Origin of the sequence: Glutamicibacter sp. 363 (assembly GCF_052379505.1) — a bacterium.
Lineage (GTDB): Bacteria > Actinomycetota > Actinomycetes > Actinomycetales > Micrococcaceae > Glutamicibacter.
Genome location: NZ_JBQSYR010000049.1, coordinates 1 through 11,940, shown reverse-complemented (window position 1 = coordinate 11,940; position 11,940 = coordinate 1). Strand labels below are relative to the sequence as shown.

Sequence of the window (11,940 nt, the reverse complement as noted above, 5' to 3'; positions counted from 1 at the left end):
GTCGCATCATCATTGATTCAATAGGATTCAAATATGATCGAACATACAGCGAGCGCCTCTTGCCAAAGTGGTGCCAATAGTGGAACCATAGGGATATGTCGGGAATAGACGGCATAGAAGCGAAGATGAGGGAAAATCCTAAGAACATCAAGTTCACGGACATTCGTAAAGTTTGCGATGCACACTTTGGAATACCTCGGAACCGGGCAGGAAGCCATGTGATATACAAAACTCCCTGGCCTGGTGATCCTCGAGTGAATATTCAGAACAAAGATGGGATGGCTAAGCCTTACCAGGTGAAGCAAGTACTCGAGGCAATCGAGAAAATGAAGGAGATGAGCGGAGTTGACTAATTTGCATACGCCAGCAGTCGCAGCTCACTATAAATACAACGTGTCATGGTCACCTGAAGACGAAGAATTCGTCGCAACTGTTGCGGAATTCCCATCCTTGTCGTGGATGGACGAAGACCAAGTCGCGGCCTTGACTGGCCTACGTGATCTGATCGCCGAAGTTATCCAGGATATGAAGGATAACGACGAAGAAATACCTGTTCCTTTTTCGGTTCGAAAATATAGCGGAAGCATTCGCGTTCGCGTTAGCCCGGAAAAGCACCGCGATCTGACCATCGCCGCTGCCGACCAAGGAGTCTCGCTGAATCGCTACCTTACGGAGCGACTAGCTTCCTGCTAAGGCTACGGGACAAAACAGTCCTTTATTATGGCTCGCTCGACCGTTGCAACTTCTCAAGTTGCAACGGTCGAATTGCGTTTAAATCCCTTACACGATTCAGATAGGCAAGCTTGTTCTGGGATCCAGCGGACTGCTCGTCGTCCTCGCAGAACTATGCCCATGGCCCATAATCACGGATCCAAATCACGTGCGGACAAAGTTTGAATTTTGAGCACAGAAAACCCCGGCCCACCAACGGTGAACCGGGGTTTTCAAACTAGAAAACGAGAATTACTCGGCCGCTACGGCTTCTGCTTCTGCTTCGGCTTCGTCGTCTCCCTCAACAACTGGAGACAGCGACAGCTTTCCGCGGTCATCGATCTTGGTGATCTCGACCTGGAGCTTCTGGCCTACCGAGACGACGTCCTCAACATCTTCGACGCGCTTACCGTCGTTGATCTTGCGCAGCTCGGAGATGTGCAGCAATCCGTCCTTGCCTGGAGTCAGCGAGATGAACGCACCGAAGGTGGTCAGCTTCACGACGGTGCCCAGGTAACGCTCGCCGATCTCAGGAACCTGAGGGTTGGCAATCGCGTTGATGGCCGAACGTGCGGCTTCGGCGGACTCACCATTGGTGGCGCCGATCAGCACGGTGCCGTCATCTTCGATCGAGATGTCCGCTCCGGTGTCTTCCTGGATCGTGTTGATCATCTTGCCCTTCGGGCCGATGACCTCGCCGATCTTATCCACTGGGATCTTCACCGAGATGATGCGTGGCGCGTAGGTGGACAGCTCATCCGGGGTGTCGATGGCCTGGTTGACCACGTTCAGGATGTGCAGGCGGGCCTCGCGGGCCTGGGTCAGCGCTGCGGCGAGCACCGAGGCAGGAATGCCGTCTAGCTTAGTGTCCAACTGGATCGCGGTGATGAACTCAGGAGTACCAGCCACCTTGAAGTCCATGTCGCCCATGGCATCTTCGGCGCCGAGGATATCGGTCAGGGCAGCGTAGCGGGTTTCGCCGTCGACGGTGTCCGAAACCAGTCCCATGGCGATACCGGCAACCGGTGCGCGCAGTGGCACACCCGCGTTCAGCAGCGACAGGGTGGAGGCGCAGACCGAGCCCATGGAGGTCGAGCCGTTGGAGCTCAGTGCCTCGGAGACCTGGCGGATTGCGTATGGGAATTCTTCACGCGAAGGAAGAACAGGCATGATGGCGCGTTCTGCCAGGGCACCGTGGCCGATTTCGCGGCGCTTCGGCGAACCTACGCGGCCGGTTTCACCGGTCGAGTATGGCGGGAAGTTGTAGTTGTGCATGTAACGCTTGCGGGTGACCGGGCTCAGCGAGTCGATCTGCTGTTCCATCTTCAGCATGTTCAAGGTGGTGACGCCCATGATCTGGGTTTCGCCACGCTCGAAGATTGCCGAACCGTGTACGCGAGGCAGGACCTCGACCTCGGCGGAGAGCTGACGGATGTCAGCCAGGCCACGGCCGTCGATGCGGATCTGCTCGGTCAGGATGCGCTGGCGCACGATGTGCTTGGTGACCGCACCGAAGGCCTTGGAGATTTCCCCTGCACGCTCGGCGAAGGCTGCGCCTTCACCGGTCAGCTGTGCGACGATCTCGTTCTTGAACTCGCCTGCGGCGTTGTCGCGGTCCTGCTTGTCAGCGATGGCGTAGATTTCGGCCAGGCGGGTGGAGGCTGCTGCCTCGACCGCTGCGTAGGCGTCATCTTCGTAGTCGCGGAACACTGGGAACTCGACGGTTTCCTTTGCGGCACGGGAAGCCAGATCGGCCTGCGCCTCGCAGAGAACCTTGATGAATGGCTTAGCGGCTTCAAGACCCTGGGCAACGACCTCTTCGGTTGGCGCGGTGGCGCCGCCCTGGATCAGTTCCCAAGCGTTATCGGTGGCGTCAGCCTCGACCATCATGATCGCCACGTCGTCGCCTGCCACACGGCCGGCAACAACCATGTTGAACACGGCGTTCTTCAGCTGGCTGTGCTTCGGGAAGGCAACCCACTGGGCGCCGTCTCCGTCATCAACCAGTGCAACGCGGACGCCGCCGATTGGACCGGAGAATGGCAGACCCGAAAGCTGGGTGGACATCGAGGAAGCGTTGATCGCTACCACGTCGTACAGCTCGTCTGGATCGATGGCCAGAACGGTGACAACAACCTGAACCTCGTTGCGCAGGCCCTTGACGAAGGCTGGGCGCAGCGGGCGGTCCATCAGGCGGCAAGCCAGGATGGCTTCGGTCGATGGGCGGCCTTCGCGGCGGAAGAAGCTGCCCGGAATACGGCCAGCTGCGTACATGCGCTCTTCGACGTCCACGGTCAGTGGGAAGAAGTCGAAGCCTTCGCGTGGGTGCTTGCCGGCCGAGGTGGCCGAGAGCAGTGCGGTCTCTTCGTCGATGTAGACCATTGCAGCGCCAGCGGCCTGCTTGGCCAGGCGGCCGGTCTCGAAACGAATGGTGCGGGTACCGTAGCGACCGTTGTCGATCTGTGCTTCGGCGAACTGAATTTCTGGACCCTCCATTAAGGGGGTTCTCCTTTCGATCGCTCCCAAAGAGACAAGCGATCCGTGCAGGCCTACCCAGATCTGGTCTTCGATCGAGACTCGCACTTTAGCCGCAATAGACTAGAGCGAAAGCCACTACCGAGGACCGCGATACTGGCGGTCAGGACTCACGGTGACGCAGTCAAGGGAGTGTATTTATCGTTGAGGGCTTAGCCAAAGGCCAAGACCTGACTCTAAGCCTACCGGGAATTAGTCAAAGGTGCAGTTTTTGTCGGATCGAGCGGGTGTCTTGGTGCTCAAACCCAAATACCGAGGGTTCTCTGACGCGTTGCAGCGGACTCCCGCCCAAACCCAAACCAGGAATGAAGGAGTCGTATTAAATTGTCCATCCATCGCCTTGCGGCGGCACTAGCGACCGCCTGCCTGTTCGCATTGACGGCATGCTCGACGCCAGCAGCAGATCGCACAGACGCCGCCGGCTCTACCGAAGGACCTGCGTCGACCGAGGAGGCATTCGATATAGCCGTTAGCCCAACTGCAGAACCCGACTCCCCCGAGGCATCCCCGACTCCCGCAGCAGCGGAGGAAATGACTGAGGAAGAACTCGCTGTTTGGGCAGATGAGAAGTTGCAGCAGTGGATGGACGCCATCAACGAGGGCTGGGAAGACGTTGCAATGGACATCCATCAACCATCTGATTTCCTCAAGTGGTATCCGACGGACCCGCACGGTCATATTGTCTCGGTCAAGGCGCCCGCATACGGCGAACTGGTCATCACGCTAGAACCCTACAAATGGGAATCGAGCCCGACCGACGACCTCGCGTATGTAGGAAGCAACACCATGCTGCGCATTGGAGAACGCGAGCCCAATCTAGAAAGGATCACGGTCCTCACGCAAGACGGGAAACACAGCTACGTTGCCACTCGCGCGCAGTGGCCGCCGATGGAAGGCTAGCGCCCGACTCCAAAGTCGAAATGCATGGGCCAAATTCCTGCTAGCTGGCGCGCCCAACGGCGATGCCGTCGAAGTTCGCCTGCCCTGCTCCCCCGAAAACAGTGCACCCAGAGGCAAAGGAACTGGCCCACGGACCGGGCTAGGATCCATCGTTAGAAAGCTTTCGCGGCGCTCAGGCTAAATGCACGCCACGAATAATTGGTCCCGATCTAGCGATGAGACGCTAGGCGGACACCGACTATTCCGCACCTTGTATTGTCGCGACCTTCACCTGCTTCTTAATACCCTTCTAAATCAAGGAGAGGCCACGCGCTCGATAAGCAATGGCCGAAACTTGCCGCACTGAAACGCAATACTCAGATCGAGATGCACCGATTAGTGCCTCATCAAGCTCCTAGGTCAACGTATCCATTTACCTTCGGAGTCGCGCCCTAAGGACGCCTGCAGTGCGCAAGCGGATCATTCATTCGAATGGCCATTAAAATTACTTCACATTAATCTCTCCTATAAAACACCTAGTCAAAACAGTCTGTCGCACTTCTTGTACATCAACTGGTTGAACTCGTTATCTATTCGTGATCTACTGGCCGGAGTTCCGGGTACCTCGACGGTACTGGGTTCACACTTGCCCGCATCTTCTTGAAGACGAAAGCTTTTCTCTATGAACCAGTCCCCGAAATCCAACGCGCGTAGAGCTCGAATGCCACTTGCCGTCATCACGGCCGGCTCGCTCGCCTTAGGCGGCGTTGTTGGCGGAGCAGCAGTCATTTCTCCGGCCATGGCAGCGCAACAAGCCACGATCAATGCCGCGAATCCCTCCGCGGATGTGCCACCTATCAAGAACGATGAGGAACTTAAAATCGTTGACCCCGGCGAGGAACTGTTCTCAGTTGATTACGAAAATAGCGACCCTGCCCAGGGAATTGTGATTCTCAACGACAAAACTGGACTCATCAACGAGGGCGACGAAGTGTGGTTGAGTTCGTCATCCCAACCGCAGACCGGAAGTTCGGCCCCGGCAACATACGAAAATGGGCAAGTTGTGTACAACGGCCCACGCGATACCCCTAATGGTTACCAAACGTGGCCATCGGATACCAATCAAATAAGCCTCGGGGCTTCTGTAGGCCCTGACCACGGGACCTACCAAGGCGGCACTCATTTCGTGCCCGCTGGCGCCCCCTCGTTGGTGGCCGACAAAATTGAGCAGACAAGCGACACTCCACTGCTGCCGGTAGGCACTGAGTCTTGGACTTTTAATATTCCTGCGTCGCAGTCATGGATCGCAGATGCCACGGTCGAAGTGGCGTACTGGAGCGACGCTCCGGATGCGCCTAATCAAGGGTTCATGAACTACGAGCTAAACGACAAGACCTTTGCAAACGGCCAGCTTACGGTCTCCGATGAAGTACTGCCGAAACTCTCCGAAGGTGACTTTTACTTCGTCACGTTTAGAGGAGCGGGCGAAGATCAGCTTGCCACCGCCTACATGGGACTGTACGGCGAGCTTCCTGAACCGACTCCCGAACCAACCGAGGAACCAACAGAAGAACCGACTGTAGAACCAACGGAAGACCCGACTACAGAACCTACGGTTGAACCTACCGAGGAACCAACAGCGGAACCGACCGTAGAACCTACCGAGGAACCAACGGCGGAACCGACCGTAGAACCTACCGAGGAACCAACGGAAGGGCCGACAACAGAACCAACAGTGGAACCGACCGTAGACCCTACTGAGGAACCGACCGTAGACCCTACTGAGGAACCAACAGTAGAGCCAACGGCAGAGCCAACAGAGGAACCGACCGCCGATCCGACGGCAGAACCAACTGATTCCCCTGAGGTCCCCAAAGCTCAAGAACCAGAGTCCGGCGATCAGGTAGCCCCAGGCGAGGAAAACTTGTCGTATGACAGTGAATCCTCTGCACCTGACGAGGGTAAGTTCGTTTTCAACACCGGTACCGATGTTGAAAACGGCGCGATTACCGTCAACTACCGCACTTCACCTGATGCCGAACCTCAGACCACCACCGGCAATGTCAGCGACGGCAAACTCACTTTGCAAGGCGACGATGCATTCACCGACACCGTAAAGGACTTCAACCAGCTGCTCATCACTGTGCAAGACGCTGAGGGCAAAACCATCTCTTCCGTCCTCTCCGGCGCCAGCGTTCTAGCCTTGCAGTCCGATATCGTTGATAACCGTTTGGGGCTACCACTGGTTGAAGCTGGAGCAGTTGAGCTGGGCTTCGATGTACCCGCAGGGTTCCCAACTGTGGCTGAAGACAACTTCAGTTTTGATGTGAAGTTCGTCGACACCCAGGGACAGCCAGTTTCCGTTTCGGACGTGGCTTTTACCGTCGAGGGTGAAACCCTGATCGTCAACGATCCACGAGTCGCAGAACTCACGGCCGGTACCTACTACCTCTATGGTGAACAGGAGGCCGATGACGCAAACCGCAGCGCAGCAGCGTTTGCCCAGCCTGCAGCTGATCCAGTTGTCAGCGTGTCTACCTGGTTTGGACTGTTCGCCCCAGCGGCTGAGGTAACACCAACCCCTACCGAAGACCCAACCGCGGAACCAACGGCGGAACCAACGGCGGATCCTACCGACGATCCAACGGACGAACCTACGGGCGATCCAACCACGGAGCCAACGGACGACGAGGCCCCTACCGCTACGGCACCTCCTACACAAGAAGCGCCAGAACAGGACAACAGCCCAACGGACGATAATTCCAATAAAGACGAGCTCGCCGACACCGGCGCGAGCGACGGTTTGCTCATTGCGGGCAGCCTAGCGCTAGGACTCGTCATCTTGGGCGCAGTCGCACTGGGCCTGCGTCGACGCGGGCGCCACGGCTAGGCAGAACAGCAAATTTCGAAAGCACCGCTAGAGCCGTGCAATTGAAGCGAACCGGACGGCCGTTGGATCGATACGACAAAGTATGGATTCAACGGCCGTTTCGCATTCTCCCAAATTTGTTCCCCAGAACGGGACTATTCTCTGGATTACGTATGTTCTACCCATGGACGACTTAAAGACGTTTGGTATCCGCGTGCCGCCATCCGGCGCGCGGACACAGGCTTACATCAAGACTAGGGAAAGAACTCCTATGACAACCATGGTCAACGCATATGCTTCCCCTTCGGCCACCGAGGGACTCATTCCCACACAGATCGAACGCCGCGATGTCGGGCCTCACGATGTGCTAATCGACATCAAGTACTCGGGCATCTGCCACTCCGACATCCACACCGTACGTGGCGAATGGGGCCCGCAGACTTATCCGCTGGCTCCCGGCCACGAAATCGCCGGCATCGTTGCAGAGGTCGGCTCAGCTGTCACCAAGCACAAGGTCGGTGACCGCGTGGGTGTGGGTTGCATGGTCAACTCCTGTATGGAATGCGAGAACTGCCTCGCGGGAGACCAGCAATTCTGCGACAAGTCGGTGGGAACCTACGGTGCCACGGACCGCGACGGCACCATCACCCAGGGCGGCTACTCCACCCACGTGGTCGTCACCGAGAACTTCGTGCTGAGCATTCCTGAAGGTATAGAACTCGATGTCGCCGCTCCACTGCTTTGCGCAGGCATCACAACTTTCTCTCCGCTGAAGCACTGGGGTGCCGGACCGGGCAAGAAAGTTGCAGTGGTGGGCCTTGGCGGTCTGGGCCACATGGCGGTGAAGATCGCCAGTGCCTTGGGTGCCGAAGTAACCGTGCTGTCCCAGTCCTTGAAGAAAAAGGAAGACGGGCTGCACATGGGGGCAAGCGATTACCGCGCCACCAGCGACGAGAACACCTTCAAGGAGCTGCAAAAGAGCTTCGATCTGATCATCAACACGGTTAGCGCCTCGATCAATGTCAGCGACTACCTTGGATTGCTGCGCGTCAATGGCACCATGGTCAACGTTGGCGCGCCGGCAGAGCCACTGCCGGTCAACGCCTTCGCGCTTATTGGCGGTCGCCGCTCATTCGCCGGCTCGCAGATTGGCGGCATCGAGGAAACCCAAGAGATGCTGAACTTCTGCGCCGAGCACGGAATTGGCGCAGAAGTTGAGGTCATTGCCGCCGAGCAGATCAACGAAGCCTACGAACGCGTGATGAAGTCCGATGTCCGCTACCGCTTCGTGATCGATACAGCGACGCTCGTCTAGGCAAACAAAACTTGATCGACTGAGGTGCACACGGCGTTCGAACCATTGACCGAAGAGTGAGTGGTTCGAACGCCGTTTTGGGAGGAAACACTTGCATCTACATCTGAACGCCCCGCCACTGCTTGCCGAGAAATCAGGGGAAGTACGGTGACCGCTCCCGATTTCACCGAATATCAGTGGGATTTCCTTGAACGCGGCAGCGTGCTATTGGTAACGCTCAGCGGACCTGCCAACCTCAGGCTCATGGATCCAGAAAATTTCGCGGCCTTCCAAGACGGTGCCGAATACGACTTCCATGGCGGAATGGCGCGCAAGGCACCCTACAGGCTCAAAGTCCCTCAGTCCGGTCCATGGTTCTTGGCGATTGATCTGACGGGGCTGAGCGTCCGCGGGGTACGCCACGCGGTGAGCGTGGAACCACCGCAGAAACTCGTCGAGCGACGGCCCTAATCAAAAGCGCCCGGGTGCGCCAAAAGGCAGGTGGCCCGTTGGTCAAACCCAACGGGTTGCACGCGGATTTCTGCGTTCGCTAGCCGGCCAATTTGAGTGAGAGATCTACTAGGCTCGTAGCTTCGAGCCCCGGCCAGCCATGGAGCTTGTCCAGCCAATGCTCTGGAATAGCAGGCAGTCCATAGGCAGCACCGACCAACGATCCAGCAATCGCCGCTACGGTATCCGTGTCAACACCGCCACGTACCGCTGCTTCCAGGGAAGCAACTAAATGCGTTGACTTCTCCCCTACGGTATCCGTGGAAACGGCAATGGAGCTCCATGCTCCTTGGAAAGCTTCCACGACCCACCCGTTATGCGAGAAGTCGCGCGGACGCTTGTCTTCGGCCTGTTGAATGCGCTGTTCCCAAACCACTGCGCGAGCGGATTCCAAAAGCTGCAGCCCAATTCGGATATCCAGTTCACCGGTGAGCACAGCGTGACGCACGGCAAGAGTCCACAAGCCGCAAGCCTCTGCTGCCTCCTCGTCGAAGTGAGTCAGCCTGCTGATGGCAGTTGCCGCTTGATAGGCCTCGGCCGGCGTGCGCTCTAGATAGGCCAAGGCGACGGGTGCCGTTCGCATGAGGCTTCCGTTGCCAGCCGAGCGGCCGGTTCGCAGGTGAACGGATTCGGCAGCCTTCAGTGCGTCTTCTGCGCTGGGCTCGTGGCGGTTGCTTTCACGCGCGCTTTTTTCGGCCTCGCCGAGGACGGCACGCGTCTGGCTGCCAACATCCGGTGCGCTCTGAGCCCAAATGGCCCACTGCCGCACCATGTAATCCGCTGCGTCACTATTGAGTGTTCTTTGGGAGTTTACGAGTGCCCGTGCAATCACGATTGCCATCGAGGTATCGTCCGTCCATTCCCCCGGCGCAAAGTCTCCGAGCCCTCCGCCGATCATGGCAACCGGGGCGTCCTGAGGCATCGGGGCATCGAATTCATAGCCAGCGCCAAGTGCGTCCCCTGCAGCCATGCCCACGAGTGCTCCACAGATACGGCTCTTCATGCCAGACGAAAACTCCATGCGGTCCCCCCACCAGAAAATTTGACTCATACTCAGCTTCTGCTGTGTGTCTAAATTACCGTGCACGCCCGACAAGATGGCCGGAAGCTACTACTTGTTCGAATCAAGAGGGAATACGAGAAGCGAGCTTGATGCGGTCGCAACGACCTTGCCGTTCTTATCTACGACTTCCCCTTCAGCGAAGATCACTCGCCGGCCCGGCTTGGTAACCCTCCCGGTGCATCGCAGCGGCCCACTGTCGGCAAGCACTGGACGCAGGTAGTTCACTTTGATCTCGATAGAGGTATATCCCATTCCTGCAGGAAGCGTCGAGTGCGCTGCGCAGCCGAGCGCCGAATCGAGCAGTGCACACACCAGCCCTCCGTGCACCGCACCAATCGGATTGTAGTGCGACTCCTCCGGAGTGCAGGTGAAGGTCACCGACCCCTCAGATACTTCGGCTACATCCATATTGAGATGCCCTGCGATGGGCGCCCCCGGAATTTCGCCGGAGGCCATCAGTTTCAAATACTCGAGCCCGGAAAACAACGGTAGCTGCTGCAGCGCGCTAGCAGGATCTCGCCACCTCACGACCTTTTCGTGTTCGCCAGATCTAGCTTCCATCTGTTTTCCCCTCTTCGTTCCGGGCTTCAGTAACTTGCGAAGGCAACGGCACGTTTTGCAACCGCAACTGTCCGCGGGCAAGCACCTTGGAGCTGGCAACATCTGTGATGATGACTTCCCACAATTGCTGAGTACGTCCTTGGTGTAGCGCGGTGGCTTCCACCCTTGCCAGTCCCGCACTGCCTGGCCGCAAGAAATCTGTGGCGTTATGTACACCGACGGCAAATTGGCCAAGTTCCTTCACCGCATAGCTCGCCGCGATGCTGGCGGCACTTTCAACGATCGTGGTGAACAGCCCGCCGTGCACCACTCCCCATGGGGTGTGGTGCTTTGCCCCGAGCTCCACGTGCCCACGGAGGAACGTCTTGCCAACCTCATCAACGATAAAGCCGGAAGCAGCGACAAAGTCGCTGGCCGCATCGAGCCCCATGTCAGGAAGTACGTCGTTGTTTGTTTTCATTGATTGGCCTCTCAAAAGCTAACTGTTATATTTGAAGCTAGCTAGATCGACGGGACATGTCAACGGTAAGGAGCGCTCTTCATCATGCAATGGCTCGACTATGACACCGAGAATTGTTCGATTCAGCGCACGCTGGACATCATTGGTGAAAAGTGGAGCCTAATGGTGCTTCGTGAAGCTTTTAACGGTGTGCGCCGATTTGACGCGATCCGTAATCATCTAGGGGCTTCCGAGGCGGTCATCGCTGCCAGACTGCGCACCCTTGTGGCAGCTGGAATTCTCTCGGCCACACCATACAAGGAGCCAGGCCACCGTACTCGAAACGAGTATCGCCTGACGCAAAAGGGCTTTGATCTCTATCCCGTACTTATCTCGTTGCTCCAGTGGGGCGACAAATACGAAGCAGATACGGCTGGCCCACCGCTACTGGTTACGCATCGGGAGTGCGGCGAACCGGTGTCAGCAGTTATTCAGTGCGCCGGTGCGCATGTTCTTGATTCACCACGAGAATCGCAGGTCTCCCCCGGCCCGGGGGCAAAACTCCGCAACTCCGTTATCTAAGGCCACAAGATCACAGCCCCAACTTTTCCGGAAACCGCGGCCAACGCGATCAACACCCCCGCATTCCAGAACAGATTAGTTGTCGTCAAGGCTCGCCCATGACCCGAACGCGGACAGTGGTCAATCACCCTTTAGCGCATTTCCCGCCGCAATTTGTCCTTTGAGCTGTCCGAAATCAATTTTGCGTTGGTAGAGGGTGGCTCGGTATAAACCGACTACTTTCTAGCATCGCTAGCGGCGGCGCACCTCATTGCCGCGACAAATACCAGCGGCATTCCTGCTATCTGCAGGGTCCAACCGCTTCTGGTCGCATCGACAAAATAAGTACTTTCGAATGACCTGGCGTTCAGCCTCCACACGCGATCATTTGGAGTTTTCAGATGTAGCCTGCATTGAGCTCAGCTACGAAGACCAGAGCCCATCACGCAATTTAGCTTGTTCGGAAAATCTTCCCCAAGGAAATCAGCAATAACCCCAGCAGAACCTCAGGAATTCGA

The 11,940-nt window shown here is 57.3% G+C and carries 10 protein-coding genes; 6 read left to right on the top strand and 4 right to left on the bottom strand.

Annotation, left to right across the window (positions count from 1 at the left end; translation table 11 throughout):
• Window positions 1-345 precede the first annotated feature (345 nt).
• On the top strand, window positions 346-693 hold the full coding sequence (locus ACT3UA_RS18285; RefSeq protein WP_217990415.1) for a type II toxin-antitoxin system HicB family antitoxin: 348 nt from the start codon (window positions 346-348) through the stop codon (window positions 691-693).
• 270 nt (window positions 694-963) lie between these two features.
• Here the strand turns inward: ACT3UA_RS18285 and ACT3UA_RS18280 are convergent, their stop codons facing one another.
• Window positions 964-3,207 (bottom strand): polyribonucleotide nucleotidyltransferase, encoded by a 2,244-nt coding sequence (locus tag ACT3UA_RS18280; RefSeq protein ID WP_444617786.1) that lies wholly within the window; start codon window positions 3,205-3,207, stop codon window positions 964-966.
• 570 nt (window positions 3,208-3,777) lie between these two features.
• Between ACT3UA_RS18280 and ACT3UA_RS18275 the strand changes: the two genes are divergently transcribed.
• The 4 genes from ACT3UA_RS18275 to ACT3UA_RS18260 all read left to right on the top strand — a co-directional run bounded on the left by ACT3UA_RS18275 (window position 3,778) and on the right by ACT3UA_RS18260 (window position 8,759).
• Entirely contained in the window at window positions 3,778-4,146 is a 369-nt protein-coding gene (locus ACT3UA_RS18275; RefSeq protein WP_444617784.1) for a hypothetical protein, read from the top strand.
• Window positions 4,147-4,846: 700 nt separating this feature from the next.
• On the top strand, window positions 4,847-7,015 hold the full coding sequence (locus tag ACT3UA_RS18270) for a hypothetical protein (RefSeq protein ID WP_444617782.1): 2,169 nt from the start codon (window positions 4,847-4,849) through the stop codon (window positions 7,013-7,015).
• Between the two features lie 250 nt (window positions 7,016-7,265).
• Window positions 7,266-8,309, top strand: coding sequence for an NAD(P)-dependent alcohol dehydrogenase (locus tag ACT3UA_RS18265; protein ID WP_444617780.1), 1,044 nt, complete (start codon window positions 7,266-7,268; stop codon window positions 8,307-8,309).
• Window positions 8,310-8,456: 147 nt separating this feature from the next.
• On the top strand, window positions 8,457-8,759 hold the full coding sequence (locus ACT3UA_RS18260; RefSeq protein ID WP_444617778.1) for a DUF1883 domain-containing protein: 303 nt from the start codon (window positions 8,457-8,459) through the stop codon (window positions 8,757-8,759).
• 79 nt (window positions 8,760-8,838) lie between these two features.
• Here ACT3UA_RS18260 and ACT3UA_RS18255 read toward each other — a convergent pair whose 3' ends face one another.
• From ACT3UA_RS18255 to ACT3UA_RS18245, 3 genes are all read right to left on the bottom strand, one after another.
• On the bottom strand, window positions 8,839-9,801 hold the full coding sequence (locus ACT3UA_RS18255) for an ADP-ribosylglycohydrolase family protein (protein WP_444617776.1): 963 nt from the start codon (window positions 9,799-9,801) through the stop codon (window positions 8,839-8,841).
• A gap of 108 nt (window positions 9,802-9,909) precedes the next feature.
• Window positions 9,910-10,422: a PaaI family thioesterase gene (locus ACT3UA_RS18250; protein WP_444617774.1), complete on the bottom strand. Its 513-nt coding sequence runs from the start codon at window positions 10,420-10,422 to the stop codon at window positions 9,910-9,912.
• Window positions 10,412-10,882 carry a PaaI family thioesterase gene (locus tag ACT3UA_RS18245; protein WP_444617772.1) on the bottom strand — a complete coding sequence of 157 codons (471 nt, stop codon included), beginning with the start codon at window positions 10,880-10,882 and terminating at the stop codon, window positions 10,412-10,414. The genes ACT3UA_RS18250 and ACT3UA_RS18245 overlap by 11 nt, the downstream gene beginning before the upstream one ends.
• Before the next feature lie 84 nt (window positions 10,883-10,966).
• On the opposite strand from ACT3UA_RS18245, the gene ACT3UA_RS18240 reads away from it, so the two are divergent.
• Window positions 10,967-11,443 (top strand): winged helix-turn-helix transcriptional regulator, encoded by a 477-nt coding sequence (locus tag ACT3UA_RS18240; RefSeq protein WP_444617770.1) that lies wholly within the window; start codon window positions 10,967-10,969, stop codon window positions 11,441-11,443.
• Window positions 11,444-11,940 lie beyond the last annotated feature (497 nt).